At 62.2% G+C, this 26766-nt stretch carries 23 protein-coding genes; 5 read left to right on the top strand and 18 right to left on the bottom strand.

Annotation, left to right across the window (positions count from 1 at the left end; translation table 11 throughout):
- Positions 1-52: 52 nt before the first annotated feature.
- From recJ to VE26_RS05080, 8 genes are all read right to left on the bottom strand, one after another.
- Complete coding sequence (gene recJ, locus VE26_RS05115) at positions 53-1843, bottom strand: single-stranded-DNA-specific exonuclease RecJ (protein ID WP_046104028.1); 1791 nt, start codon at positions 1841-1843, stop codon at positions 53-55.
- Between the two features lie 52 nt (positions 1844-1895).
- Positions 1896-2105 carry a DUF2188 domain-containing protein gene (locus VE26_RS05110; protein ID WP_046104027.1) on the bottom strand — a complete coding sequence of 70 codons (210 nt, stop codon included), beginning with the start codon at positions 2103-2105 and terminating at the stop codon, positions 1896-1898.
- Between the two features lie 57 nt (positions 2106-2162).
- A complete protein-coding gene (gene glpX / locus VE26_RS05105) occupies positions 2163-3149 on the bottom strand; it encodes a class II fructose-bisphosphatase (protein WP_046104026.1) in 987 nt (328 codons plus the stop codon).
- 32 nt (positions 3150-3181) lie between these two features.
- Positions 3182-4522: a homoserine dehydrogenase gene (locus tag VE26_RS05100; protein WP_046105041.1), complete on the bottom strand. Its 1341-nt coding sequence runs from the start codon at positions 4520-4522 to the stop codon at positions 3182-3184.
- A 256-nt stretch (positions 4523-4778) separates the two neighbouring features.
- A complete protein-coding gene (locus VE26_RS05095; RefSeq protein WP_052715681.1) occupies positions 4779-5756 on the bottom strand; it encodes an ABC transporter substrate-binding protein in 978 nt (325 codons plus the stop codon).
- 11 nt (positions 5757-5767) lie between these two features.
- Positions 5768-6736: an ABC transporter substrate-binding protein gene (locus VE26_RS05090; protein WP_052715680.1), complete on the bottom strand. Its 969-nt coding sequence runs from the start codon at positions 6734-6736 to the stop codon at positions 5768-5770.
- 81 nt (positions 6737-6817) lie between these two features.
- Positions 6818-7957 (bottom strand): 23S rRNA (uracil(747)-C(5))-methyltransferase RlmC, encoded by a 1140-nt coding sequence (gene rlmC / locus VE26_RS05085; RefSeq protein ID WP_200897211.1) that lies wholly within the window; start codon positions 7955-7957, stop codon positions 6818-6820.
- A gap of 50 nt (positions 7958-8007) precedes the next feature.
- Positions 8008-9231, bottom strand: a complete 1224-nt coding sequence (locus VE26_RS05080; RefSeq protein ID WP_046104024.1) for an LL-diaminopimelate aminotransferase — start codon at positions 9229-9231, stop codon at positions 8008-8010.
- Positions 9232-9654: 423 nt separating this feature from the next.
- On the opposite strand from VE26_RS05080, the gene VE26_RS05075 reads away from it, so the two are divergent.
- Positions 9655-10944 (top strand): glycosyltransferase, encoded by a 1290-nt coding sequence (locus VE26_RS05075; RefSeq protein ID WP_046104023.1) that lies wholly within the window; start codon positions 9655-9657, stop codon positions 10942-10944.
- 64 nt (positions 10945-11008) lie between these two features.
- The gene (locus VE26_RS05070) at positions 11009-13030 is read left to right on the top strand and encodes an NAD-dependent epimerase/dehydratase family protein (protein WP_152658717.1); all 2022 of its coding nucleotides are present in this window, start codon (positions 11009-11011) and stop codon (positions 13028-13030) included.
- Positions 13031-13075: 45 nt separating this feature from the next.
- Here the strand turns inward: VE26_RS05070 and lon are convergent, their stop codons facing one another.
- Complete coding sequence (lon, locus tag VE26_RS05065; protein WP_046104021.1) at positions 13076-15502, bottom strand: endopeptidase La; 2427 nt, start codon at positions 15500-15502, stop codon at positions 13076-13078.
- A 251-nt stretch (positions 15503-15753) separates the two neighbouring features.
- On the opposite strand from lon, the gene rocF reads away from it, so the two are divergent.
- Entirely contained in the window at positions 15754-16725 is a 972-nt protein-coding gene (gene rocF / locus VE26_RS05060; protein ID WP_046104020.1) for an arginase, read from the top strand.
- A 3-nt stretch (positions 16726-16728) separates the two neighbouring features.
- Here rocF and VE26_RS05055 read toward each other — a convergent pair whose 3' ends face one another.
- The 4 genes from VE26_RS05055 to VE26_RS05040 all read right to left on the bottom strand — a co-directional run bounded on the left by VE26_RS05055 (position 16729) and on the right by VE26_RS05040 (position 20548).
- Positions 16729-17877, bottom strand: a complete 1149-nt coding sequence (locus VE26_RS05055; protein WP_152658716.1) for a helix-turn-helix transcriptional regulator — start codon at positions 17875-17877, stop codon at positions 16729-16731.
- A gap of 120 nt (positions 17878-17997) precedes the next feature.
- Positions 17998-19275 carry an ATP-dependent Clp protease ATP-binding subunit ClpX gene (clpX, locus tag VE26_RS05050; protein ID WP_046104018.1) on the bottom strand — a complete coding sequence of 426 codons (1278 nt, stop codon included), beginning with the start codon at positions 19273-19275 and terminating at the stop codon, positions 17998-18000.
- Between the two features lie 175 nt (positions 19276-19450).
- A complete protein-coding gene (locus VE26_RS05045) occupies positions 19451-20080 on the bottom strand; it encodes an ATP-dependent Clp protease proteolytic subunit (RefSeq protein ID WP_046105038.1) in 630 nt (209 codons plus the stop codon).
- A gap of 240 nt (positions 20081-20320) precedes the next feature.
- Positions 20321-20548, bottom strand: a complete 228-nt coding sequence (locus VE26_RS05040) for a hypothetical protein (RefSeq protein ID WP_046104017.1) — start codon at positions 20546-20548, stop codon at positions 20321-20323.
- A gap of 137 nt (positions 20549-20685) precedes the next feature.
- Here VE26_RS05040 and VE26_RS05035 point away from each other — a divergent pair, with 137 nt between their 5' ends.
- Positions 20686-21942, top strand: coding sequence for a cytochrome P450 (locus VE26_RS05035; RefSeq protein WP_084619982.1), 1257 nt, complete (start codon positions 20686-20688; stop codon positions 21940-21942).
- An 84-nt stretch (positions 21943-22026) separates the two neighbouring features.
- Here VE26_RS05035 and VE26_RS05030 read toward each other — a convergent pair whose 3' ends face one another.
- The 5 genes from VE26_RS05030 to VE26_RS05010 form a co-directional block, all read right to left on the bottom strand.
- On the bottom strand, positions 22027-23394 hold the full coding sequence (locus VE26_RS05030; RefSeq protein WP_046104016.1) for a dicarboxylate/amino acid:cation symporter: 1368 nt from the start codon (positions 23392-23394) through the stop codon (positions 22027-22029).
- A gap of 170 nt (positions 23395-23564) precedes the next feature.
- Positions 23565-24203, bottom strand: a complete 639-nt coding sequence (locus VE26_RS05025; RefSeq protein WP_046104015.1) for an SdpI family protein — start codon at positions 24201-24203, stop codon at positions 23565-23567.
- Between the two features lie 104 nt (positions 24204-24307).
- The gene (gene rpsI, locus VE26_RS05020) at positions 24308-24790 is read right to left on the bottom strand and encodes a 30S ribosomal protein S9 (protein WP_046104014.1); all 483 of its coding nucleotides are present in this window, start codon (positions 24788-24790) and stop codon (positions 24308-24310) included.
- A gap of 1 nt (position 24791) precedes the next feature.
- Positions 24792-25256 (bottom strand): 50S ribosomal protein L13, encoded by a 465-nt coding sequence (gene rplM, locus VE26_RS05015; protein ID WP_046104013.1) that lies wholly within the window; start codon positions 25254-25256, stop codon positions 24792-24794.
- Positions 25257-25394: 138 nt separating this feature from the next.
- Positions 25395-26447 (bottom strand): COX15/CtaA family protein, encoded by a 1053-nt coding sequence (locus VE26_RS05010; RefSeq protein ID WP_046104012.1) that lies wholly within the window; start codon positions 26445-26447, stop codon positions 25395-25397.
- Between VE26_RS05010 and VE26_RS05005 the strand changes: the two genes are divergently transcribed.
- Complete coding sequence (locus tag VE26_RS05005) at positions 26446-26757, top strand: DUF2842 domain-containing protein (RefSeq protein WP_052715679.1); 312 nt, start codon at positions 26446-26448, stop codon at positions 26755-26757. The two genes, VE26_RS05010 and VE26_RS05005, sit on opposite strands and share 2 nt — an antisense overlap.
- The last annotated feature ends 9 nt before the right edge of the window (positions 26758-26766 follow it).

Genomic DNA, 26766 nt, shown 5'->3' with positions numbered 1-26766 from the left:
AGCGGGATCTAACCTATTACGGACAAAGGAGCCTTTTGGATCCCTGCCCTCGTCACCGCGCCGGACGAGCGATATCCGACAGGCGGAATTGTACCTGCTCTCGCCCCTGGTAATGATCGAGCGACAGGGCCCCGGCAAAGTGCAGCGGTTGGTCGCCATCGCGCATCAAAACGTCACCCAGAGCGGTGCCCGCAGCGCGGAAAGCGATGGCCTTGAGCTTGGCGCCATCGTCGGAGGAGAGCGTGAAGCTGATGTGACCGCCCTTGCCCACGACCTGCGGAAACCGGGCGCGATGGGCGGGAAACACGAAAAGCGGCGAAGGATTGCCCGAACCGAACGGCCCAGCTTTTTCCACTGCATGCAGCAGGTCGAGACTGGCGCCACGAGCGGTGAGGGCTGCGTCGACCTTGAGCGCCGATGCCGAGCGCGCTGCCGATACCGACGCGGCGAGCTTTTCAGCCATGAAGGCGCGGAAGGGACCCAGTTCGCCCGGCCGCAGGGAAATACCGGCGGCCATGGCGTGCCCACCGCCCTTGGGGATGAGCCCGGTCTCGACCGCCTCGATGACGGCCGAGCCGAGGTCAACCCCGGGCATGGAGCGGCCTGAACCGGTGCCAGTGCCGTCTGGATGGAGGGCAATGGCGAAGCTGGGCCGCTCGAAGCGTTCGCGCAGCCGTGCCGCAACGAGGCCGACCACGCCGGGATGCCAGTTCTCCGAGGCCAGGACGAGGATGGGTGGTCCCTCACCGGAGCCGATCTCCGCCTCGGCGGTGGCGCAGGCTTCTTCGACGGCCTCGACCTCAATGCGCTGGCGTTCGGAGTTCAGCTCATCGAGCTGGGCCGCGATGACCATGGCCTGATGCTCGTCCTCCATGGCCAGCAGCCGCGTGCCCAGCGCCGCGTCGCCGATGCGGCCGCCTGCATTGATGCGCGGGCCGATGAGAAAGCCCAGATGATAGGGGTTGAGCGGCCCGTTGATGCGCGCGGCGAGGCCAAGTGCCGAGAGCCCGGGCTTTTCACCACGGCGCGCCACTTCGAGCCCGCGCAGGACAAAGGCCCGGTTGAGGCCGACAAGCGGAACCACGTCGCACACGGTGGCGAGCGCCACGAGATCGAGAAGATTGAGCAGATCGGGCAGACCCGTATCGCCGCGATTGCGCAAAAGCCGGTTGACCGCCACGAGCACCATGAAGGTGACACCGGCGGCGCAGAGGTAGTTCAGACCGGAAATATCGTCGGGCCGATTGGGATTGACCAATGCCGTGGCCGGCGGCAGCGCGTGATCGGACAGATGGTGGTCGATAACCAGCACATCCGCGGCGCGCTGGCGGGCATGGGCAATGGGAGCCTCGCTGGTCGTGCCGCAGTCCAGGGTGATGATGAGACCGGCACCGGCGTCGATGAGTTTGTCCATTGCCGCAATATTTGGGCCATAGCCCTCGAAGATGCGGTCGGGAATATGCACCTGAGGCTCCAGGCCGAAATGGCGGAGATAGCGCAGCATCAGCGCGCAGGAGCAGGCACCGTCGACGTCGTAATCCCCGAAAAGCGCGATGGCTTCATTGTCGGTGATCGCTTTGGCAAGCCTGTCCGCCAGAGCATCCATTGCAGTCAGCGTCGAAGGGTCGGGCATCAGAGCCCTTATGGTCGGCTCAAGCCAGGTTTCGGCATCGTCGAGGCCTACACCGCGCCCGGCAAGAATTCGAGCGACGATGTCAGGAATGCCCGAACGCTGGCTGATCGCCGCGGCGTTGCGAGCGGCAGCCATGTCCAGACGGTCAACCCAGGGCCGGCCGGTGACGGAGCTGGATATGTCGAGGAATGGGCGCGGCGCTTCGGGCATGCGCGAGGGTTATGGGATTTTGTCGAGCGTGAAAAGGGCCTTGCAGGCCCGATCAGTCCTGGCCGCCGCGCCAGACAGTTTCCTGCACCATGTCAGCATCCTGCACGATAACTTCCATGTCTGGGTCGCTGAGCTGGCGCGCCTCGGCAATGGCAGCCTCAATCGCGTCCTCCCGGGTCACGAAGGGCGCTGTAACGGTACCCCTAAACGTAAACTGCCAGGCATTGTCGCGACGGTAGACGATCAGGTGACGTTCACTCATGAGAGGTCCTCCGACGCGATAACGGGGGGATGGGCCCAGACGTTCCTCACAACACGGTCAGCGGGCATGCCGGGCCCGGATCCAGCGGGTCGTCTGGCTCCAGGAGCGCATGACGACGGTGCTGGTTTCTACCGTCGAACGGCGCAGCTTGACCCCCTCGACGAGCGAGCCGTCGGTTATGCCGGTGGCCGAAAACAGCACGTCGCCGGAGGCCAGATCGGTCACCTGATAAATGCGGTTGGGATCATCAATGCCCATTTCCCTGGCGCGCAGGCGCTTGTCGGGAGTGTCGAGAATCAGTTTGCCCTGCATCTGACCGCCGATGCAGCGCAGTGCGGCAGCTGCCAGCACGCCTTCGGGAGCGCCGCCGGAGCCGAGATAAATGTCGACGCCCGTATCCTCGGTGTTGACCGCATGGATGACGCCGGCAATGTCACCGTCGCTGAGCAGCTTCACCGAAACGCCGGCACTGCGCAGTTCTTCAATGAGCCCGGCGTGACGGGGACGATCAAGCACGATGGCGGTGATCTCGGAAACAGGCACGCCCTTGGCCTTGGCGAGGGAGCGAACATTCTCGCTGGCCGACCATTCGACGTGAACGACATCCGGGGCATATTCGGCGCCGATGGCAATCTTGTGCATGTAAACGTTGCGGGCAACATTGAGCAGCCCGCCGCGCTCGGCCATGGCTAGGACGACCAGGCTATCCGGCTGGTTCTTGGCGCAGAGGGTCACCCCTTCGAGCGGATCGACGGCGATGTCCACCTCTGGACCCTGCCCTGCGCCCACTGGCTGGCCGATGAACAGATCGTCGCATTCGAACTGCTCGCCCTCGCCGATCACGATCCGCCCCGAGATGGACACGCGATCCAGCTCGGTCCTCATGGCGGCGACGGCCGCGTCATCGGCAGCCTTTTCGTTACCCTTGCCGCGCCATTCGGCAGCGGCGATGGCTGCGCGCTCGGTGACCCGCACCATTTCGAGGGTCAGGGTGCGGTGCAGGTTTGCGGCGCTGCGGGCGTCGTCAACTTTGCTGAGCTTCATGTTTCTAGTCCTCGAAGCCAGCGCCCGGAGGCTCAGAGCTTTTCGATGCGGATCAACTGGGGCACACCCACAATGAACCCGTCGGCAGCGATTTCAGCAAGGGCGTCCCGCACCGATGATTCCAAAGTCTGCTGGGTGATCATCACAACGGTGCGTGCCGGAGATCCGTCGGGCGCTATGGCCTTAGCACTGAGGTCCGACCGCTGAATGACGGAATCGATGGAGATCGACTTTTCCCCCATCCGCGTCGCAATGGCCGCGAGCGCGCCGGGCACGTCCTTGGCGCTGAGCCGGATATAGAAGCCGCCCAGATGAGCGCGCATCGGGGCTTCCACATAGGGCATCAGCTCGGCGCTGGGCACGCCAAGAGGCGGCACCCGGGTGCCACGGGCGATATCGAGAATGTCGGACAGGACGGACGACGCCGTGGGCGGACCACCAGCGCCAGGTCCTGCCAAGAGAAGCTCGTGCACGTGGTCGGTTTCCAGGGCCACCGCATTCATGACGCCATCGACACCGGCAATGGCGCTGCCCTTGGGCACGAAGGTTGGATGTACGCGCTGCTCGATGCCGTTATCGGTGCGCTCGGCAATGCCCAGTAGCTTGATTTTGTAGCCCAGATCGGCGGCAACCTGGATGTCATGCTGGGTAATAGACGAGATGCCCTCGATCCGCATGCGGTCCGGCGCGATCTCGTAGCCGAAGCACAGGGTGGCCAAAATGGACAGCTTGTGGGCGGTGTCGAAGCCTTCGACATCGAAGGTGGGATCGGCCTCGGCATAGCCGAGAGCCTGTGCATCCTTGAGGCAATCGGCAAAGGAAATGCCTTCATTGCCCATGCGGGTGAGAATGTAGTTGCAGGTGCCGTTCATGATGCCGAAGACCTTGGCGATGCGGGCGGAGCCGAGGCCTTCGCGCAGGGTCTTGATGACGGGGATACCTCCGGCAACGGCCGCTTCGAAGCCGAGCTGTGCGCCCGCCTCCTCGGCCATCCTGGCCAGGGTGACGCCATGCTTGGCCAGCAGAGCCTTGTTGGCTGTGACGACCGGCCGGCCGATCTCGAGCGCCGCCTTGACCGCTGCCAGAGCCGGGCCGTCCTCGCCGCCGATCAGTTCCACGAAGAGATCGATGCCGTCCCACTTGGCCAAGGCCACAGGATCGTCGAACCATTCGAGCCCCGAAATATCGATGCCGCGATCGCGCGAGCGCGAGCGCGCGGCGACAGCGACAACTTCCAGCTGGCGACCCAGCTTCCGGGTCAGCTCGGCACCGTCCTTTTGCAGGATGCGCACCAGTGTCGCCCCGACATTGCCCAAGCCGGCCACGCCGACGCGCAAGGGCGCCTGACGATCGGTTTCACCGAAATCGGACATGGCCTTGAGAATGCGGACCCGGGTTTCCGTGCGCGGTTCGCGTCCATCCCGGAGATCGAAAACGAAGAGCGGATCGCCAGCCACGATGCGTCCGAAACGGGTGGGTGTCCAACCCCGTGCGGAGATGAAGGATTCGACGGCTTGGCGGAAAGATTGAATGTCGCTCATGGTGGCGACATGTGCATAGGAAATCGCCTAGAGGTCAATAGGAGTATTGATAGGAAAAGGGGGCTGCCAAAGGACAGCCCCCGGTTTTTCAGTCCGAGCTGGCGGCCTTGACGGCCCGACCCAGTTCTGTTGCGACCTCGGGAAAGCCCCAACGTAGAGAAAGCGGTGTGACAGCGCCGCTGACGGACATGGTCAGTTCCTCGCCGACGAGACGGGTATAGGCCCCTTTCGCCACGAGCGGCGACAGTTGGATGAGGTCCATGGCGAAGAAGTCTGCTGCGGCCTGCTCGTTGTCGAAGAAACTGACCAGGACCTCGGCGGGAATACGATCGAAGTTTTCGTAGCTGAGGTAGTAGTAGAAGGCGTCGGGCTCGCCGGTCGCCACGTCAGGCTTTCCTGCCGGCACCATACCCAGATCGGCGAAGAGCTCGACGCGCGGATCGCCGGCATTGCGGACCGACACCTGGCCGTCATTGCGGTTGATAAAATTGGCGAAGACCATGCCCTGCATTTCTGGATAGGGCGCGGTTTCTACGGCCAGCCAGGCCTGGGTGTCGGCGACGAGCTGCTCGGCTTTTTCCGTTTCACCCAGGGCAGTGCCGGTGAGACGCACGACGTCCTGCCAGGAGATGAACCAAGGCTTTTCGGGATAGGCAACGACCGGGGCGATATTGCTCAGCGTGGCGTATTCATCGGGCGTGAGACCCGAATACGGCGCGAGGATAAGGTCTGGACGCAGGGCGGCGATGGCCTCGATCGGCGGTTCGGTGCCATTGGGCAGAACCACGGGCATATCCATGCCGTGCTCGGCCAAGGCCGCCTCGGTCCAGGGCAGAATGCCATCGTCTCCACCGCCATAGGCGAAGAAGGGCATGCCGACAGGGGTGACGCCCAGATCGATAACAACATCCTGAGCAGACCAGCCCCAAGTGACGACGCGCTGGGGCTTGGCTTCGATAGTGGTCGACCCAAGAGCGTGCTCAATGGTGACGGGAAAGGCATCCTGGGCCTGTGCAGGCGCGAGCAGGAGGGTGGCGGCGAGGGCCGCTGAGGCAAAGCGTATCATCGTGTCAGACCTTATGGTGCCGCTGCGCGAACCGCGTCGGCAATGCTCTTGATGTATTGCGGATAGCCCCATTTCAGCGACACGGCGCTGGGCGGGGAAATGGAACTGATCAGTTCCGGCCCCACGATATGGGCGACGGCTCCGGCCTGAACCTGGGGCGCAAGCGCAACGACGGGGTTACCGAAGAAAGCCGCATCGGCCTCTGCGGTGTCGAAATAGGAAATGAGGATGTCGCTGGAAAGCTGGTCGAGCCGCTCGAAGCTGAGGGAGAAATAGAATTCCTGCCCCTGGGCCAGGCCTGCCACGCTGGGCGCAGAGACGAGTCCGGCATCGACCAGGAATTTCACGCGTGAATCGAGATCGGCATAGACGGCGACTTCGCCATTGTATTCAGCGATGGCGGCGAAGCTCTTGCCGGCGACTTCGGGATATGTGGCGGTCTCGTCGACGATGAACTGCTCGAGGTCCGCCACCAGCGCTGCGGCCTCGTCAGGCTTGCCAAGCGCCTGGCCCGTCAAGGTGATCGTTTCCTGCCAGGGCGTGCTCCAGGGCGCCTCGGGAAAGGTGACGACCGGGGCGATGCCGCTCAGGACCTCATATTGCTCCTCGGACAAGCCGGAGTAGACCGCAATGATGACGTCGGGCTCAAGCGCGGCAATGGCTTCGATGGGGGGATCGACGGCATCGGGCAGAATGGTGGGGAACTCGGCACCGAGAGCCGCAACGGCATCCTTGGTCCAGGGCAGTGCGCCATTCTCGTCGCCGCCATAGCTGAAATGCGGAATGCCCACCGGCACTTCGCCCAGAGCAATGACGGCATCCTGCGCGGCCCAGCCCCAGGTGACGATGCGCTGCGGCTTGGCCGGAATGGTCGTTTCGCCGTAGGCATGTTCGCTAAGAACCGGAAAGGACTGCGCCTGGGCGGAGGCACTGGCGCCAAGACCGATCGCGGCGGCGATGAACAGAAGACGAAGCGACATGGCTCACCTCTTGATGGAGATATGTCTCCATACAAAAGGTGATATTGAATGTCATGTATTATTTGTCGCCCTGCCCCGATCTCAGCGGCGCGTGAGCAGCACCATGATCTCGTAGTGCTCGGTCTGGGGGAACATGTCGAAGAGGCGAACGCGCTTGAGCGCATAGGCCGGCAGGGCAGCGATGTCGCGCGCCAGGGTCAGTGCGTTGCAGCTGGAATAGACGATAGTGGACACGCCGGACGCGTCGAGCGTTGCGCATAGCCTGTCACCGAGGCCGCGACGGGGCGGATTGACGATCACGGCGTCCGGGCTGTCGGCGGCATCCAATCGGGTGGCATCGCCGGTTGAAAAGGTGACGTCGGGCAGACCCGCCTCCGCCGCACTCAGACGGGCGGACTGGACGGCCGGGTCGCTGACCTCGACGCCATGGACGCTTCTGCCGGGCGCAGCAGCATGGAGCGCAAAGCCGCCGACACCGCAATAAAGATCCCAAACCGAACGGGCGTCGACCTCGTCGATCCAGTCCCTGGCCTGCCGGTAGAGGCCTGGGGCAATGTCGCTATTGGTCTGGAAGAAGCTCGCCGGGCGCAGATGCAGCACGATGCCATCAAGGCGCATGCGCAACGTCTCCCCAACCAGCATGATCTCCTCCTCGCCCTCGAGGACTGCCTTGTGTTCGGGCAGGAGGTTGACCGTCACGACCGCGAGCGCCGGCAGGTCGGCCAGGAGCGTGGGGAGGTGCTTCCGGATGCGCCCGAGCGGCTCGGTGGAGCGCAGCACGAAGCGCAGCATCAGTGCACCGTCAGGCGCTTCGGTCAGGAGGACGTTCTTGAGCTCGCCGCGCCTCGTGGGCACGTGGTAGGGGGTGATGCGGGCGCGGGCAATGAAAGCCGCAATGGGCGCGAAGGCTGCCCGCAGTCCGGGCGCGAGAATGCCGCAGCCGGTGAGGTCGACGCCTTCGCGCGCAGCATCGAGAATGCCCAATGTCGGGTTCCCGGCGGTGCCGCCGACCACCATCTTGGCGCGGTTGCGGAATTGACTGGGGCGGCTCAGCATGGGCGCCAGCCAGTCCGCGTCGGGCCAGGGCGACAGCAGTTCCCGGGCATGCGCCAGCTTGCCGGCAACCTGAACGTCATAGGGCGTACCCATTAGCGTGCAGGAGCGGCAGATACCGTTATCGAAGTAGCCGCAGTGCATGGCGGCGCCTGAGGCTGCATCCATTCCCATCGCCAGAACGTCGAGGGGCGGACTGGCCGCCCCCGTCGCGTTCGTCATTTGGATGCGGTGGCCAGAGGCACGACATTGCCCTGCCCCGTCTTGCCGCCGAGCAGCTTTTTGACGTTGCGGGCAGCCTGACGGATGCGCTGCTCGTTTTCGACAAAGGCGAGGCGGATATACTGATCTCCATATTCGCCGAAGCCGACACCGGGCGCGACGCCCACACCGGTTTCGCGGATGAGCAGCTTGGCAAATTCCAGCGAACCGAGCTCGGCGAACTGCGCCGGAATGGGGGCCCAGGCAAACATGGTCGCCTTGGGAACGGGAATGTCCCAACCGGCACGCCCGAAGCTTTCCACCATGACGTCGCGACGGTGCTTATAGACCTTGCGGACTTCCTCGATGACTTCGTCCGAACCGTTGAGCGCGGCGACGGCGGCGACCTGGATCGGGGTGAACGCACCGTAGTCGAGATAGGATTTCACGCGCGCCAGCGCGGCGATCAGGCGTTCATTGCCCACGGCGAAGCCAACGCGCCAGCCAGGCATCGAATACGTCTTGGACATGGAGGTGAATTCGACGGTGATGTCGATGGCGCCGGGAACCTGCAACACGGACGGAGGCGGCTGATCCTCGTCGAAATAGATCTCCGAATAGGCAAGATCAGACAGGATGAAGATGTCGTTGGCCTTACAATACTTGACCACCTCGGTGTAAAAATCGAGGTCGGCGGTATAGGCAGTGGGGTTGGCGGGGTAGTTGAGAACCAGCGCGATCGGCTTGGGAATCGAGTGGCGGACGGCACGGTCGAGCGAGCGCATGAAGTCCTCGTTCGGATCGGCCGGCATGGACCGCACGACGCCACCGGACATGATAAAGCCGAAGGAATGGATCGGATAGGTCGGGTTGGGCACCAGTACGACGTCACCGGGCGCGGTGATGGCCGAGGCCATGTTGGCAAAGCCTTCCTTAGAGCCCAGGGTGGCCACGACCTGGGTATCGGGATTGAGCTTCACTCCGAAACGGCGGCCATAATAGCTGGCCTGGGCCTTGCGCAAGCCGGGAATGCCGCGCGAGGTGGAATAGCGATGGGTGCGCCCGTCCTTCACCGTTTCCTGGAGCTTGGCCACGATATGCTCGGGGGTCGGCATATCGGGATTGCCCATGCCCAGATCGATGATGTCGACACCTTCTGCGCGCGCTTTGGCCTTGAGCGGATCGATATGGGCGAACACGTATGGCGGTAAACGGCGGATGCGGTGGAAATCAGTGCTCATTTAATCCTCGACGGCCCAGAGGCCTGAACTGGCCGCGACGCGCCCCAAAATGCGCCGTGCCTCCATGAAGGAAGCGGATTATCGCGGAATTATGGTTGTAGACGGGTTAAACGCCCGCAAGATCGGGCGGAGACAGCGATATTCGGCTCTTCCCAGCCACCGAGTGGCACGCGGGAAGAGCTATCGGGCGTTCGCTGCTGCGGCCGCCACGAAGGCTGCCGCCGGATTGCCGGCGAGCAATGCTCCAAACCCTGCAATTGCGAACGGAGACGCCATGTCTCTTGCCCTTCAGAAATGACTTCTGGTACCACGTCCCGGCGCGGCTATAGCCTTAATATGTTCTCCTGCGGACCTTGTAAATGCCAACGCGCCTTTACATGTTGAGGTCCGGCAGACGCCGCAAAAACAATGTCGAGTAGGTGCATGAAGAAACGCGTAGCGATCGCCACTATCGGGACCGCCGGTGATGTCAGGCCCTACCTTGCGCTCGCCATGGCCCTGCAGCAGCAGGGCCACGACGTGGTTCTGGGCGCCAATGCCGATTTCGAAGACCTGATCGTTTCGCACGGCGTGGAGTTTCACAGCCTCGGCACCAATATCCAGGATTGGCTGCAGCAGTCGCGCTTCGACACGGCCGTCAGCAAGATGAAGCTGCACCATTACCCGCAGATCCTGCGCCAGGGACAGGCGTTGGTGGAGCGGGCCGCCCGCAATTCCTGGGCCATGTCGCAGGGCGCCGACGCCATCGTGGTCAATATCAACACCAGTTTCGGCATAGATATCGCCGAAGCCCTCAACATTCCTGTCATCATGACAGCGATGCAGCCGCTGAATCCAACGCGGGAATTTCCGGTCTGTGCCTATGAGGTGCCCGACCTCGGCCCCACCTTCAACAAGCTCAGCTATATCGCGATGAATATCCAGCAGGGCTATTACGACCTGCCGCGAGACCGCGTACGTAAGGAGCTGATGGGATTGGGCCCGCGCAAGCGCGGCGGCATTTTCCGCGACAGCTACGGGAACAACCTGCCCACGCTCTATAACTTCTCCTCCATCGTCTCGCCGCGCCCGCGGGATTGGCCGCAGACCGCGGTGGTCACCGGTTTCTGGTTCTTCGACGACAATTCCGATTGGGCGCCGCCACCGGACCTGCAACGGTTCCTCGATTCCGGTCCGCCGCCGGTCTATATCGGCTTCGGCTCGATGCCGTTCGGTGCCGAGCGCAATACGCAATTGCTCAAGCTGGCGCTCGACAAATGGGGTGGCCGGGCGATCGTGTCGCGCGGCTGGGGTGGCATCAATGCCGACGATCTGCCCGAAAATGTCTTTGCGGTATCAGAAGCGCCGCATGACAAGCTGTTTCCGCTCATGGGCGCCGTGGTGCATCATGGCGGTGCGGGCACGACGGCAGCGGGCCTGCGGGCCGGCAAGCCGACCTTCACCCTGCCCCAAGCCTACGACCAGCGCTATTGGGGCCGCCGCGTGCGCGCGCTGGGCTGCGGCCCGGCGCCAGTGCGGCTGCGCACGCTTACGCCAGAAATCCTGGCCAGCGCGCTGCATGAACTGACCACGAACGAAAATATGAAGGCCAATGCCAAATCCATCGGCAAGGCGCTGTCGGAAGAGGATGGCCTCACCACCGCGGTCAATTTCATCGAGGCCACAATCAATGCGGCAAAGGCCGGGTCGCGCCGCTTCTCGGCTGGTTCTTAAAGAGCCGGGCAACACGGTCCGATGACAGTATTGGATCGGGACAAGACCAAGGGGGATTGCCGTAGTGAAGATATGCCTGATGGGCGCAGGGGGCGGCATCGGCCGGCAATTGCTCGCGAGCTTTGCTGCCAACCATGCTGTCAGCGCGGTGTACCGCACCCTGCCGCAGCGCCCTTCCGCACAGGCGACTTCCATCCGATTCGATGACGCCGATGGGCTTGCTGCGGCCGTCAGTGAGGCCGAAGTGGTGGTGCACGCGGCGCTCAACACCAAGGCCAAGGGCAAGGATTTCCTCCCTGCCAATCGCGCCGTCACCGAGCGCCTACTCAGCCTGGTCGATGCCAGCACCTGCAGGCTCTTCGTCTATTTCAGCTCACAGGTTGTCTATTCGGCATTGGACCCGGTCGAGCACCCCTTGCAGGGAGAAAACGCCGAGCTCAAGGACCGGCCCGGGCTTGATGCCTATACGCGGCTGAAGCTGGTCGAAGAGCAGCGCATCATCGCGGCCTGCAGGGAAAAAGGCATAGGCTATCTCATCGTCCGTCCCACGGTGGTCATGGGGCCCAACATGCAATGGTCGAGCGGCATCGTGGCGGCAATGCGCATTGCGCCTGTGGGGCTCAAGGCGCGCACCATCAACCTGATCCATGTTCAGGACCTGAGCGCCCAATTGCTGGCGCTCATCGAACGCGGTGTCAGCGACGAGATCGTCAATCTCGCCGATCTGGATGTGCAGTCTGACGATTATTTCCGGCACGCGGCGGCGCTTGCCAAAAGACCGATCCTGCTGGCGCCGAACTGGCTCGCAGGCCTCCTAGGCAAGGCTATACCCTCTACCCTCTGGTTTCTCTCCCATGACGTTCGGGTGGACACGCAAAAAGTACGGCGCCTCAGCGGTGTCGTCACACGCCGTCAATTGGCGGATTTTTTCGAGCCGCCCGCCCGCATCGTGGACGTGCGCTCGCTCGACATGGTGCAGGACGTGGTGCGCAGCGGCCGGCCCTATCACGCCATCGGGCTGGGCTATTTTCTCTGGTTCAACGACCGGCTCGGCAGCGACCAATTGGTGATGGAGCATTATGCTGGAATTGTCGGCATGGACGGCGACGCGCTGACGGTCAAATCCGGCACGACCCTGAGGGTCATCCTCGACTATCTGGGCCCCAAGGCGATGACCCTGGGCACACTGCCCGAGTTCATCGACATTTCCGCCGGCGCCTGTTTTTTCGCCGAAGTGCATGGCAGCAGCGCCGACTGCATCTCGATATACGACCTGATCACCGCCATCCGCTATGTCGACCGGGACGGCAATGAACAGCGTTCCGAGCGAGATGACGCCGCCTGGGACCGATTGCGCGAGGGCAATGGCATCGTGGTCACGGAGGTGACCTTTAGGTGCCAGCCCAATTACCGGCTGGCCAATGTCATCGAATGGCACCCCGATTCCGATCTTGAGCGCTACGTCGAAGGCGGCTATCGCGCCAATCTCAGCACGACGGTGCACTGGTATCCGCGCAGCCGCGAAATGATGGTCTATAACGTCAATCCGGTGGCCGATGGCGGACGCAAGGATCGGACGCCGTTTGCGCCGATGCGCGGCTCGCCCGCCGCGATCCAGAAATTGCTGCTGGTGCTGCGGCTGCGCGGCAGGCTGCGCATAGTGGGCTGGTCGGAGCAGGTGCTGGCACCCTGGACCGGCATGCCGGCCAAGCGGCTGGTGGGCAAGTTCTTCCGTGACACCCGGCGTCGGGTGCGTAATATGGAACTATGCGTGCCCGATGATTGCGCGGTGAGCTTCATTGCCCGCCTGCGCGAAAAGCTGCCCGAAATGGGACTGACCCCAGGCCAGGGCGTGGGGGTGCGGTTCACCAGGCAACCGTCCACTGGCAAGGGCTATGTCTGGGTCGAGATGACGTCGCGCAATGTCGAGCAGATGCATGCCCTGATCGGCATGGCGGAAGCCAGTTGCGGCGGACGCTTCTGGCTGCATCGCGGCAAATACGTGCCCTCCTGGATCGGGGTGGAGCACCTGTTCATCCCACGCAGTGTCGGTGCCGGTGCGGACCCACAAACCGTCGCTCTTTAGTGCAGAATGAAAAATGGCGGCCCGAAGGCCGCCATTTTGTTTTCGTCAGTGCGTGATGCTGGCCGCATTGTCATCGACCGGATCGACGGCGGCCGCCACGGCTGGCTGTTCGTCGAAATTCCACTCGATCGGCTCCGGTTTGCGCACCAAGGCGCGCTCGATAACCTGGTCCATGCGCGACACCGGCACGATCTCCATGCCTTCCTTGACGATGTCCGGGATCTCCTGGAGATCGCGAACATTTTCCTCGGGGATCAGCACCGTCTTGATGCCGCCTCGCAGGGCCGCCAGCAGCTTCTCCTTTAGGCCGCCAATCGGCAGGACGCGACCACGCAGGGTGATCTCGCCAGTCATGGCGACATCGTTGCGCACCGGAATGCCGGTCATCACCGAAACGATGGCCGTTGCCAGGCCGATGCCGGCCGAAGGACCGTCCTTCGGGGTCGCGCCCTCGGGCAGGTGGACGTGGATGTCGCGTGTATCGAACATGGGTGGCTTGATGCCGTAATCGATGCTGCGCGACTTCACGTAGGCAGTCGCGGCCGTCAGCGATTCCTTCATCACTTCCTTGATGTTGCCGGTGACCGACATGCGGCCCTTGCCCGGCGTCATCACGCCTTCGATGGTGAGGATCTCGCCGCCGACCGAGGTCCAGGCCAGGCCGGTCACGAGACCGACCTGCGATTCGGCTTCGATCTCGCCATGCTTGAAGATCAGCGGGCCGAGATACTTGGCCAGCTTTTCGTCATCGATCTCGATCGACTTCACCTTGGTGCGCACGATATCGGTGATCGCCTTGCGCATCAGCTTGGAAATCTCGCGCTTGAGATTGCGGACGCCGGCTTCGCGCGTATAGCCGCGAATGACCTTCATCAGCATCTCGTCAGACATCACGAACTCGCCGTGCGCCACGCCGTTTTCCTTGGCCGCCTCGGGGATGAGGTGCTGCTTGGCGATCGCGTGCTTCTCCTCCTCGGTGTAACCGGAGAGACGAATGATTTCCATGCGGTCCATGAGCGGACCAGGGATATTGAGCGTGTTCGATGTCGTCACGAACATCACGTCACTGAGATCGTAGTCCACTTCGAGATAGTGGTCTGCGAAGGTGTTGTTCTGTTCCGGATCGAGCACTTCGAGCAGGGCCGAAGATGGATCGCCACGGAAGTCCTGGCCCATCTTGTCGATCTCGTCGAGCAGGAAGAGCGGGTTGGACTTGCCGACCTTCTTGAGCGACTGGATGATCTTGCCCGGCATCGAGCCGATATAGGTGCGGCGGTGACCACGGATTTCGGCTTCGTCACGCACGCCACCAAGGGCCATGCGCACGAATTCCCGGCCCGTCGCCTTGGCGATGGACTTGCCCAGCGAGGTCTTGCCGACGCCCGGAGGACCTACAAGACAGAGGATCGGCCCCTTAAGCGTGCCGGTACGGGCCTGCACAGCCAAATATTCGAGGATGCGTTCCTTGACCTTTTCGAGGCCATGGTGATCGGCATCGAGCACCTTCTCGGCCAAGATGAGGTCGCGCTTGACCTTGCTCTTCTTGCCCCAGGGCAGGCCGAGAAGCGTATCGAGATAGTTGCGCACCACCGTTGCCTCAGCCGACATCGGGCTCATGGACTTGAGCTTCTTGATCTCGGCATCAGCCTTGGCGCGCGCTTCCTTTGAGAGCTTGGTCTTGGCAACACGCTCTTCGAGTTCGGTGATTTCGTTCGCACCTTCCTCGCCATCGCCCAGCTCGCGCTGGATCGCCTTCATCTGCTCGTTGAGGTAGTACTCGCGCTGCGTCTTCTCCATCTGCCGCTTGACGCGGGAGCGGATACGCTTTTCCACCTGCAATACACCGATCTCGCCTTCCATCAGGCCAATGACCTTCTGCAGGCGCTCGATCACCGAAATGGTGGTCAGCAGCTCTTCCTTCTCAGGGATTTTGATGACGAGGTGGCTGGCAATCGTGTCGGCCAGCTTGCTCGAATTGTCGATCTGCCCGACGGCCGCCACGACCTCGGAGGAGATTTTCTTATTGAGCTTGACGTAGTTCTCGAACTCGGACTGGGCAGAGCGGGCAAGGGCCTCAATCTCGGTCGCGTCTTCTTCGGGCTCAGGAAGCACGGAGGCTTCGGCTTCGAAATATTCGTCCGTCTGCAGGTAGCGATCGATGGTGGCGCGATTGAGCCCTTCCACGAGAACCTTAACGGTCCCGTCGGGGAGCTTGAGCAATTGCAGCACGGTGGCGATCGTCCCGGTCGGGTAGATCTGGTCAGGCGCCGGATCATCGTCCTGCGCGTTCTTTTGCGTAACGACGAGGATGTGCTTGTCATCGCGCATGACTTCCTCGAGCGCCTTGACGGACTTCTCGCGGCCGACAAACAGCGGCACGATCATGCCGGGGAAGACGACGATGTCGCGCAAGGGGAGAACCGGGTAGACCCGGTCCCGGCTGGTTTCGCCGGTGGGAGTAACTTCCGACATCACATATCCTTTCCGGGGCGCGCCGGAGGGAGGAACTGGTAGCGCGCCCGTATTGCGACTGCCCAATGCCAAAAGGCTGGGCGATTCAGGTTAATAAATAGGGTGGACTGCCCTGCCCGCAAGTCAACCTTTGCGCTTTTGTGACCGTTACCGTTACTACGCACAGGAGATATGTGCGGATCGATGGAAACATCGATGTGCCTAGGATGCAGTCCGGATGCGCACGTGTCCGCGCCATAGACGGAGAAGACATGCCCGCCCCATCACGCCCCGTGCGAATTGACCTTGTCGGCGTTGCGACAGCCTCGGGCGCCTCTGTCAGAGGCTGCGGCATGGGACCGGAGGCCCTGCGCGTCGCTGGGCTTGCCGAGGCCCTAATGGACCTCGATCACGCCGTCGCCGATCACGGCGACTTGCGCCGGGCCCAGACGAGCCCCTCTACCCATCCCTCCAGTGCCCGCATGCCGGAGGAGCGCAAGGCCGACGTGCTGGAGATGGCAGCACGCATCAGCGATGCCGGTCATGCCATCCTGCAATCCGGACACGTTCCGGTGTTCCTGGGCGGCGACCACTCCATTGCCATGGGCACGGTATCGGCTGTGGCCCGATATTGCCTGCCGCGGCAGAAGCCGGTGCATGTGCTCTGGATCGACGCACATGCCGATTACAATACGCCCCAGACGTCGCCGTCAGGGAACCTGCATGGCATGCCACTGGCCCTGCTTTGCGGCGAACCGGGCTTCGACGAGGCTTTCCAGGGCGACTGGCTGGGGCGGATCGACGCGCACAATGTGACGATCCTCGGGGCCCGCTCCGTCGACCGGGAGGAACGCAGGCTGGTGCAGGCGCGTGGTATCGAAGTCATCGACATGCGCAAGATCGACCAGATCGGCGTGGTAGCCGCCGTGCAGAAGGTGATCGACAAGGCAAAGGCGGCGGAGGCGCACCTGCATGTGAGCCTTGACGTCGATAGCCTCGACCCCGCGATTGCGCCCGGCGGCGGTACGTTGGTGCCCGGCGGTCTCAGCTATCGCGAGGCGCACCTGGTCATGGAGATGCTGCACGATTGCGGCTTGGTAGGCTCACTGGACGTGGTCGAGCTCAACCCTTTCCTAGACCATGGCGGCAAGAGTGCCACCCTGCTGGTCGATCTGGTCGCCAGCCTTTTCGGCCGGTCGATCATGGGCGAAGAACCGGGGCCGATGGAATTCGTCACCGAATAAGGATCAGCCGCCTTCGCTGTTGCGCAGGTCATTGAGGATGCGCACAAGCCCGGTCTGTCGCCCCGCGCCCGTCTTTCGCAGGCTGGCCTTGATCTGATCGCGGACCGTATGCACGGAGACGTCGCGGCGGTGAGCGATCTGCTCTGCCGGCATGCCATCGCCCACCAGTATCGAGACCTCTATCTCGCTTTCGGTCAGTCCAAAGCGGTCGCGTAGTGCCTTGCGCAGGCTTGGCATGGCCCGGTCGGGCTGGATCGAGACGATCAGCAAGGGCTCCCCGGAACTGGTCTCGAAGCCGACCGGGATATAGCCGAGGCGGTCACTATCGATGCGGGCGAAGCGCACGATCCGCGCATTGCCGCCGGAATCCATTGCCCGGGCCGAACCCGAGGCCGCGGCCCTGCCCCAACGGAGATTGGCCAAAGCCAGGCTCAGCGCGTCGTCGGCATTGGGATCGACGAAACGTGCATGGCCTGCATGATCGTAGGCCAGCACGTCGCCACTTTCTGCGAGCGCCAGGGCGGCGGCATTGGCGTAGCGAAGCTGCCGCCGCAGTGTCATCGCCATGACGGCACCGCCCTGCCCCGGCGGCGTAGTGACGCCCAGGGCGGCGTTCGCCGCGCCATCGAACATGTTGCGCCCGATTTCAAGCGCCAGGCCCATATGGGGCGCCAATAGCCGCAGGACGTGCAACCAGTCGTCCTCGAATTGGGCATGACGCTGGGTCATGTTGCCCCCGAACACGAAAAACCGGCTGCTGTCGCGCGCCAGGACCACACCGGCCCCACTGCGGTAATCGCCTTGCGGACGCAGCCAGTCATTGTAGAATTCGGTCTTGAGCAATTCGTCTTCAGGCAGGCATTCCGCCGACCTCACCGGCTGACCGATCGGCGATCGCCCCAGTCCGGGTGCCCATGCATTGAGGGCTCCATAACGCTCTGCATAGGACTGCATGAAGTCCGGATCATAGCCGTGATGCAATGCCGGCAGTGCGAAGTTGACGCGCGTGTCGTAGCCGTAAAGGTGGGTCTTGACCATGCCGGTATGGGTAGACAGGCGTGTGAGGAAATCCTGCCAGCGCGAGGGATCCATGGCAGCAGCAAAAAGCACCGAAGAGACTTCGGCCAGCTGCTCGGTCGTCAAGGATGCCACGTAAATTCCTCCTGCGGCACAATAAAATGCAGCAGAAGGTCGGAAGTCAAGCAGAGGAAGAGTTTGCGCAAAAGAAAACGCCGGGCTTATGGCCCGGCGTCTTTGAAAATGCTTGAAGCATTACGCCGTTGCGGGCGCTTCTTCTTTCTTGCGTTCCGAATAGATGTAGAGCGGACGGACGTCCTTGCCCTTTACCACATCCTCGGAAATCACCACTTCCTCGACGCCTTCGAGCGAAGGCAGGTCGTACATTGTGTCGAGCAGGATAGCTTCCATGATCGACCGCAGGCCGCGGGCGCCGGTCTTGCGCTCGATCGCCTTTTCGGCGATCGCCTTGAGGGCATTTTCCTGGAAGGTCAGCTCGACCTCTTCCATCTGGAACAGGCGCTGATACTGGCGCACCAGGGCGTTCTTCGGGGCGGTCAGGATCTCGATAAGCGCCGGCACGTCCAGATCTTCGAGGGTCGCCAGATTTGGCAGGCGACCGATGAATTCCGGGATCAGGCCGAAACGGACCAGATCTTCAGGCTCGACTTCGGCCAGGATTTGACCGACGCGACGATCATTGGGGTCCTTGACGGTCGCCGAGAAGCCGATGCCCGAGCCTTCGCCACGCGCCGAGATGATGCGTTCGAGGCCAGCAAAGGCACCGCCACAGATGAACAGGATATTGGTGGTGTCCACCTGCAGGAATTCCTGCTGCGGATGCTTGCGGCCGCCCTGCGGGGGTACGGAGGCCACAGTGCCTTCCATGATCTTCAGAAGAGCCTGCTGCACGCCTTCGCCCGAAACGTCGCGGGTGATGGAGGGATTGTCCGACTTGCGGGAAATCTTGTCCACTTCGTCGATATAAACGATGCCGCGCTGGGCCTTTTCGACATTGTAGTCGGCGGCCTGGAGCAGCTTGAGGATGATGTTCTCGACGTCTTCACCCACATAGCCCGCCTCGGTCAGCGTGGTGGCATCGGCCATGGTGAAGGGCACGTCGATGATGCGCGCCAGGGTCTGGGCGAGAAGCGTCTTGCCCGAACCGGTGGGGCCGATGAGCAGGATATTGGACTTGGCCAGTTCCACGTCCTGGTTCTTGGCCGCGTGGTGCAGGCGCTTGTAGTGGTTATGGACGGCGACCGAGAGCACCTTCTTGGCGCGGGCCTGGCCGATGACATAGTCATCCAGCACCTTGCAGATTTCCGCAGGGGTGGGCACGCCTTCGGAGGACTTGACCATGGAGGTCTTGTTCTCTTCGCGGATGATGTCCATGCAAAGTTCTACGCATTCATCGCAGATGAACACGGTCGGCCCGGCGATCAGCTTACGGACTTCGTGCTGGGACTTGCCGCAGAACGAGCAGTAGAGCGTGTTCTTGGAGGTTTCGCCGTTCGTTGTCTCTTTGGACATCCAGTCACTCCCGGGGGCTGGGGGCCCCCAAATTCAAGCGTTAACGAGGACCGTAACGCTCAAGACATAAAGAAAGTCTAAGCCGAAACGACCTTAAAGGCCGTTCCGGCTGGGTGCAATTGCGCACGGATCACAGTCCACGGCGCATCAGCAATGTGCTTAACGCGTGCCAAGGTCAGGAAGCAGCCTCGGGAACAACACGCTTTTCCATCACGGAATCGATGAGACCAAAGGCCTTGGCCTCTTCCGGCGAGAGGAAGCGATCACGCTCGAGGGCGTTCTCGATTTCCTCGTAGGTGCGGCCGGTGTGCTTCTCATAAATCTGATTAAGACGGCGCTTCAAGCCCTCGACTTCCTTGGCGTGAATCAGGATGTCGGTAACCTGACCCTGGAACCCGCCGGAAGGCTGGTGCACCATAACGCGGGAGTTCGGCAGCGAGGTCCGCATGCCGGCCTCACCCGCCGCTAGCAGCAGCGAGCCCATCGAAGCCGCCTGCCCCATGACCATGGTGGCCACGGCAGGACGGATGAACTGCATGGTGTCGTAGATCGACAGGCCAGCGGTCACCACGCCGCCAGGCGAGTTGATGTAGAGCGCGATTTCCTTTTTCGGATTTTCCGATTCGAGGAACAGCAATTGTGCGACGATCAGCGAGGCCATGTTGTCCTCGACGACGCCGGTCACGAAAATGATGCGTTCGCGCAGCAGGCGCGAATAGATGTCGAAGGCGCGCTCGCCACGGTTGGACTGCTCGACCACCATGGGAACGAGCGTATTCATGTAAAGATCGTGCGGATCCCGCATATTTTGCCCCTTGGCCTTGCCGTCGTGTCGCGGACCGACGGCTGGCTGGTTTGTTTGGATCACGCCCCTCGCCCAAATGCGTAATCGCTCGGGCGCATGGACATGCCGGAAAATCGAATCGGCGCGACGGGCCGATTGCAGGCGATACCGCCTTAACGGGCGGTAAAGGCACAGATAGGCGGCAATGTGACGAGCTTCAATAGCTGGCCAACGCTAAGGTGAATGCCTGCCGCCAAACGATCAGGCAAAGCTGATCGCGATGCCCTTTTTCTTGAAGTAGGCCTGCATGAGCTTGCGGCCCTGGCGATTGGGCTGGGCGAGCTTGCTGGTTTCGAAAACAGCTTCCTTGGCGCCTTCGCGCGCCATTGCGGCCTTGAGCGCGGCAATATGCTCATCGAGATCCGCATTGTCGTTGCGCAGGGATTCATAGATGGCGTCAATGGCGGCGGAGACGGTCAGGTCGCTCACGAATTCTGCTCCTCGAAAAACTTGCCTCTTCCCTAGCGATTTTTTCGACCGGAGCAAGGTAGGAGGTCATTTCCAGCCACGGAAAGAGCCCTTACGGTCGCGCAATCGATAAAAAGCGTTTGCAGAGTCCGCGCTCCATGGCCGCCATCATCCAAGTCAAGCCGATCACCGGGATACCCGAGCCCCTGCGCGCCAGCGCGCAGCCACAGGACCCGGCCTTCTTCCAGAACCCCTACCCGTTCTATTCGGACATAAATCGCTCGAACCCTGCCTTCTTCTGGGAGGAATATGGGCATTGGTGCTTTGCGGACTTCAAATCGGTCAGCGCCCTGTTACGCGACAAGCGCTTTGGACGCGACATTCTGCATGTGGCCAGCCGCGCCGAAATCGGCCTGCCCGAGCCCAAGCCGCATGTCGCCGATTTCGACCTGACCGAGCGCCACTCGCTGCTGAACCTGGAAGCGCCGGCCCATACGCGGCTGAGAACGCTCGTCAATCGCGCCTTCGTTTCGCGACAGGTGGAGCAGTTGCGTCCCCGGATAAGGCAATTGGCACATGAGCTTATCGACGGCTTTGAAGAAAATGAATCCGTTGATCTGATCAAGGCGTTCGCTGCGCCGATCCCGGCCATCGTCATCGCCGAGATGATCGGACTGCCCGCAGAGATGGCGCCGCAATTGCTCAACTGGTCCAACCGTATGGTGACCATGTACATGTACAATGTCACCCACGAAACCGAGCTCGACGCAAACCAGGCTGCCGCCGATTTCACCGCCTATTTACGGACCGTCATCGCCGAGCGGCGCCAGGCGCCGCGGGAGGACCTGCTCAGCCATATGCTGACCGCCGACCGCGACGGAGACGTGCTGAGCGACGAAGAGGTGCTCTCCACGGCGATCCTGCTGCTCAATGCCGGGCACGAGGCAACCGTTCATACGACCGGAAATGGCGTCAAATCCATCCTCGAGAGCGGCCTTGACCCCAAGACGCTGTTTGCCAGCCCCGAGCAGGCCGAGGCGACCGTGGAAGAGTGCCTGCGCTTCGACGCGCCACTGCATCTGTTTACACGCTATGCGCTGATGGACACCGAAGTGGACGGGGTTTCCCTGCGCAAGGGCGATGTCATCGGGCTGATGCTGGGTGCCGCTAATCGCGATCCAAACCGGTTCGCCGATGCCGAAAGGTTCGACCCCTTCCGCAAGGATGGCGCCAATGTCAGTTTCGGTGCCGGCATCCATTTCTGTATCGGCGCGCCCCTGGCCCGCATTGAGCTGCAGGAAGCCATGAGTGTGCTGTTCGACCGCCTGCCCACACTGCGCATCGTCGAGCCGCCGCGCTACGGAAATGTCTATCATTTTCACGGGCTGGAAAAGCTCATGGTGGCCTGGCGGTAGCACCAGTCTGGACCATTCAATGATGGCCGGAAATGAAAAGGGGAGGCAGACGCCTCCCCTTTTGTCTGATTTGCTTTTCCAGGCTTACTCAGCCGGAACGGCGTCGGCATCAAGGTCCTCGATGGACTTGCCGTTGTCATAGACCGCCTGGTTGAGGATCCCCTGGCGCTTGGCCACGATGGTCGGGACCAGAGCCTGGCCGGCGACGTTGACCGCTGTGCGGCCCATGTCGAGGATAGGGTCGATGGCCAAGAGCAGGCCAACACCTTCGAGCGGCAGACCAAGGGTGGATAGTGTCAGCGTCAGCATGACGGTTGCGCCTGTCAGACCGGCCGTGGCAGCCGAACCGATGACCGACACGAAGACGATCAGCAGGTAGTGCTCGATGCCCAGGCTGATGCCAAAGAACTGCGCCACGAAGATCGCGGAAATCGCCGGATAGATCGCCGCACAGCCGTCCATCTTTGTGGTTGCGCCCAGCGGCACGGCGAAGGACGCGTATTCGCGCGGCACGCCGAGGTTCTTTTCGGTGATGCGTTCGGTGACCGGCAGCGTGCCGATGGAAGACCGCGACACGAAAGCGAGCTGGATGGCTGGCCAGGCGCTCTGGAAATAGCGGATAGGGTTCAGCCCGTTGACCTGTAGCAGTGTAGGATAAACCACGAAGAGGACGAGGAAGAGGCCGATATAGATGGCGGCGGCGTACCAACCCAGCTGTGCCAGAGCGTCCCAGCCATAGACCGCGACGGCATTGCCGAGCAGACCGATGGTGCCGATGGGCGTGAGACGGATCACCCACCAGAGCACCTTATGGATGATCTTGAGGAAGGAGCGGTTGAAGGCGAGGAACGGGTCCGCAGCAGGGCCGACGCGCAGTGCAGCAACCCCGACAACGATCGAGACGATCAGGATCTGCAGCACATTGAAATTGAGGCTGGTGGTCGCCGAACCATCGGTCACGCGGGTCGATGCCTGCAGGCCGATGAAGTTGGACGGAATGAGGCCCTTGAGGAAGTCGAGCCACGAGCCGGTCGAGGACAGGGCGCGGGCGGCCTCAGCAGCCACTTCGGTATTGAGGCCAGGCTGGATGATAAGGCCCAGCGCAATGCCGATGGCCACGGCGATCAGCGCTGTGATGGCGAACCAGAGCAATGTTTGCCAGACCAGTTTTGCCGCGTTGTTGAGTTCACGCAGATTGGCAATCGAGGCGACGATGGCGGTAAAGACGAGGACCGGCACCAGCGCGCGCAGCAGCGAGACGAAGGACGACCCCACTGTCGAGAGCGTCTGGGTCAGCCAATTGGCATTGCCGGCAGCATCCGGGCCCATGGACCGCGCGACAAAACCCAGGACCAGGCCGATGACCATGGCGGCGAGTACCTGGACGCCGAAATTGAGGTAGAGCGGCTTGGGCGCCCGAGGCGCGCTGCCAGACGACAGGGATGTAGGCATGGAAGAGACCTTTCGGGGAAGAAGGTGGCCTGCTCAATACTTGGGCGGCCTGCCTCCCAATTGATCGCACCATACGCCTGCCGTGCTGCGAATGCAGCGCATGGCGTTTTATTTCCCCAGCTGGGCGAAGATTAATCTACCGCGGGGCTGCATCGTGCCGAAACGGTTTCTCAAACGCGGCGCAGCAAAAGGGTGAAAACGGCTGCCAGAATCGGCAGACCGATCAACCCCGAGACCATTGCGATGACCAGGATACCAGGACCCGGATCGGTCCAGGCGAGGAAGGCCAACAGCGCCGCGACCTGCCCGCACGCCACGCCACTCAGGCGGTGAACCCAGAGCCAGGCCCTGTCGGAGGCAATGGGCCAAGGCATGCGCAAGCCGCCATAGGAATGGCGCTCGGCCTCGAAAATCACCACTGCGAGGACCGCAAGCAGAGCCGCCAGACCGCCCGCCGTGATGCGGAAAAGGTCGAAATCCGATCCGATCCCCATGAGCAGCAAGCCCAACTGGCAGGATGCGGCAACGAAAAGCAGCAGCGTCAGTGCCGGGTCGAGAATATGCTGTGTCTTGGACAAGTGCGTCTTGGAAAGTCTCCTGCCCAGCATGAAAAAGCCGGCGATCAGCACCAGCTGGACTGCGGGCGCGACGGCTAGTGCCAGATCGCGCGGCCAGAGCCAATCGGCCGTGCTGCCCTGCCAGTGTGCTGGAAAGGCATAGCCTTCGGGCACATGAACCACGACGACCCCGGCAATGGCCAGGGTGACGCCGAAGACAAACAAGTGAAAGCGGGAAACGAGGCTGGACATAACTTCTGGAGACATCGGCGGAGATGTGGACCTCCACGCTCCGACGGGCAGAAACAAAGAAAAGGGCCGGTTTCCCGGCCCTTTGAAATTGGTCGATCCAGCGATTAGCGCTTGGAGAACTGGAAGGAGCGGCGGGCCTTGGCCTTACCGTACTTCTTACGCTCGACGACGCGGCTGTCGCGGGTCAGGAAGCCACCCTTCTTCAGGGTCGGCCGCAGGGCCGGCTCGAAGTAGGTGAGAGCCTTGGAGATGCCGTGACGCACAGCACCGGCCTGACCGGACAGACCACCACCGGCGACGGTGACGTTGACGTCATACTGGTCGAGACGCTCGGAAGCGACGATCGGCTGCTTGACGATCAGCTGCAGCACCGGACGGGCGAAGTACTTGGAGAATTCGCGACCGTTGACGGTAACAGTGCCCTTGCCCGGCTTGATCCAGACGCGAGCGACGGCGTTCTTGCGCTTGCCGGTGGCATAGGCGCGGCCGAGGCTGTCGAGCTTCTGGGTGTGGACCGGTGCGGTGTTGGCAGCCGGAGCGGCGGCGGAGGTGCCGAGATCTTCGAGGGAGTTGATGGTTTCGGCCATATTACTTCACCCGGACGTTCTTGGAGTTCATCGCAGCAACGTCGAGCTTTGCCGGGCTCTGCGCTTCATGGGGATGCTCGGAACCGGCATAGACGCGCAGATTCTTGAGCTGGGCGCGGGTCAGCGGACCGCCCGGCATCATGCGGCGCACGGCGTTCTCGAGAACGCGGTTCGGGAAGCGGCCTTCCAGCAGCTCGCGAGCGGTACGGTCCTTGATGCCGCCGGGGTAACCGGTGTGCCAGTAGAAGCGGTGCTGATCGAGCTTGCGGCCGGTCAGCTTCACCTTGTCGGCATTGATGACGATGATGTTGTCACCCATGTCCATGTGGGGGGTGAAAGTCGGCTTGTGCTTGCCGCGCAGGCGAGAAGCAATGATCGAAGCGAGACGACCCACGACCAGCCCTTCGGCGTCGATCAGGATCCACTTCTTCTCGATCTCGCTCGGTTTTGCCGAGTACGTGCTCATATTGAAGTTCCCTAAATTCGGTAGCCGGCCCACTGAGGGACCGGCCAGTTCGGGGGCGTCTGTAAGGGAGATTCCACTACCCGTCAAGCACCCAAAAAAAGACGTTATAAAACAGACACTTACGAATACGGTATCATACTACCGCACTCGACGCATATCGGCGGCATAGGCGATGACCAAGCCGGCCAGCATGAAGGCCAGCGCCTGGTGACCAACGGCGAGCGAAATCGGCACCCCGGCTAGAAGCGTCGCAATGCCCAGGCACACCTGCAACAGGACAATGATGCCGATGCGCGGCAACCAGCCATGAACGCCTCCGAAACCACCATCCTTGTGGCGGCGCCAGATCATCCAGGCCACGTAGGCCACCAGGAGATAAGCGGTACCGCGGTGGATGAACTGCACGGTCAGGGCATTCTCGAACAGATTGCGCCAGGCCGGGTCCATGATGAAGAGGCCATTGGGAATGATGGCGCCGTCCATCAGGGGCCAGGTCTGGTAGCCCATGCCCGCGTCAAGGCCGGCGACGAAGGCCCCTGCCCCGATCTGCATCACCACGCCGATCAAGAGCAGCCAGGTGCTGAACCGATGGAACGGGGTGACGTGGCCCAGCACGCGGCCCGGTGTCAGTGACCGCGCCACATAAATCAGCGCGATGAAGAGAAAGGACGCGGCGGTGAGGTGCGCGGCAAGGCGATATTGGGACACCGAGGTGAGCTCGGTGAGGCCGGAACTGACCATCCACCAGCCCAGGGCACCCTGGAAACCGCCCAGCACGAACAGCCCGAATAGCGGCCAGGCCAGGTCGCGGGACAGACGCTTTTGCGCCAGGAACACCACGAAGGGCACGAGGAACACCAGTCCGAGCGCGCGCGCCAGCAGGCGGTGAAACCATTCCCAGAAGAAGATATACTTGAAGTCGTCCAGCTCCATCCACGAGTTGAGGACAGAATATTGCGGGATTTGCTGGTAGGCCTCGAACTCCGCCTGCCATTCCGCGTCGTTCAGTGGTGGGATAACTCCAGAGATCGGCTTCCAGGAAGTGATGGACAGCCCGGACTCGGTCAGCCGGGTGATGCCTCCCACGACGACAATCAAAAGGACGAAAGCGGCAAGGCAATAGAGCCAGATGCGGACGGGCCGCAAACGATCGCTGGCGAAGCTGACTTGGCCCGGTGCGGCATCTTGCATGACGGTCACGGCGCTGTTTCCAGTATCAGTGGAGCTGTCGGAGTGGTATGCCGCCCTCATCCAGACCGCAACAGACCAGATGCCGCACATGACCCAGCGCAATCGGAAATTGATCGGAGCCTTCCTGCTCGTGGGGTCGATCATTGCTTGGTCGGTGCTAGCGACTGCGCTCTATCTCGCCCTGCCCGAAGGCCTGCCCGGGCTCGTGCTGATCGTCTTCTTCATCATCGCCGGCATGGGCTGGTTGCTGCCGGCCATGGCGATCATCCGCTGGATGGCGAAGCCGGATGTCACGGGCGGCCGCCCGTAAACCGCGAAT

This window comes from Devosia chinhatensis (assembly GCF_000969445.1).
Lineage (GTDB): Bacteria > Pseudomonadota > Alphaproteobacteria > Rhizobiales > Devosiaceae > Devosia > Devosia chinhatensis.
The sequence above is the reverse complement of the archived record's forward strand: the minus strand, read 5'-3'. Positions and strand labels throughout refer to the sequence as shown.

Coding starts and splice junctions, on each gene's coding strand:
- VE26_RS05005 (WP_052715679.1), top strand. CDS start 26,446: ATGACGGTCACGGCGCTGTTTCCAGTATCAGTGGAGCTGTCGGAGTGG.
- VE26_RS05110 (WP_046104027.1), bottom strand. CDS start 2,105: ATGAGTGAACGTCACCTGATCGTCTACCGTCGCGACAATGCCTGGCAG.
- VE26_RS05090 (WP_052715680.1), bottom strand. CDS start 6,736: ATGTCGCTTCGTCTTCTGTTCATCGCCGCCGCGATCGGTCTTGGCGCC.
- VE26_RS05035 (WP_084619982.1), top strand. CDS start 20,686: ATGGCCGCCATCATCCAAGTCAAGCCGATCACCGGGATACCCGAGCCC.
- recJ (WP_046104028.1), bottom strand. CDS start 1,843: ATGCCCGAAGCGCCGCGCCCATTCCTCGACATATCCAGCTCCGTCACC.
- VE26_RS05075 (WP_046104023.1), top strand. CDS start 9,655: ATGAAGAAACGCGTAGCGATCGCCACTATCGGGACCGCCGGTGATGTC.
- VE26_RS05045 (WP_046105038.1), bottom strand. CDS start 20,080: ATGCGGGATCCGCACGATCTTTACATGAATACGCTCGTTCCCATGGTG.
- VE26_RS05010 (WP_046104012.1), bottom strand. CDS start 26,447: ATGCAAGATGCCGCACCGGGCCAAGTCAGCTTCGCCAGCGATCGTTTG.
- VE26_RS05030 (WP_046104016.1), bottom strand. CDS start 23,394: ATGCCTACATCCCTGTCGTCTGGCAGCGCGCCTCGGGCGCCCAAGCCG.
- VE26_RS05080 (WP_046104024.1), bottom strand. CDS start 9,231: ATGAGCACTGATTTCCACCGCATCCGCCGTTTACCGCCATACGTGTTC.
- clpX (WP_046104018.1), bottom strand. CDS start 19,275: ATGTCCAAAGAGACAACGAACGGCGAAACCTCCAAGAACACGCTCTAC.
- rlmC (WP_200897211.1), bottom strand. CDS start 7,957: ATGGATGCAGCCTCAGGCGCCGCCATGCACTGCGGCTACTTCGATAAC.
- VE26_RS05025 (WP_046104015.1), bottom strand. CDS start 24,203: ATGTCCAGCCTCGTTTCCCGCTTTCACTTGTTTGTCTTCGGCGTCACC.
- glpX (WP_046104026.1), bottom strand. CDS start 3,149: ATGAAGCTCAGCAAAGTTGACGACGCCCGCAGCGCCGCAAACCTGCAC.
- rocF (WP_046104020.1), top strand. CDS start 15,754: ATGCCCGCCCCATCACGCCCCGTGCGAATTGACCTTGTCGGCGTTGCG.
- VE26_RS05095 (WP_052715681.1), bottom strand. CDS start 5,756: ATGATACGCTTTGCCTCAGCGGCCCTCGCCGCCACCCTCCTGCTCGCG.
- lon (WP_046104021.1), bottom strand. CDS start 15,502: ATGTCGGAAGTTACTCCCACCGGCGAAACCAGCCGGGACCGGGTCTAC.
- rpsI (WP_046104014.1), bottom strand. CDS start 24,790: ATGGCCGAAACCATCAACTCCCTCGAAGATCTCGGCACCTCCGCCGCC.
- VE26_RS05100 (WP_046105041.1), bottom strand. CDS start 4,522: ATGTCCGATTTCGGTGAAACCGATCGTCAGGCGCCCTTGCGCGTCGGC.
- rplM (WP_046104013.1), bottom strand. CDS start 25,256: ATGAGCACGTACTCGGCAAAACCGAGCGAGATCGAGAAGAAGTGGATC.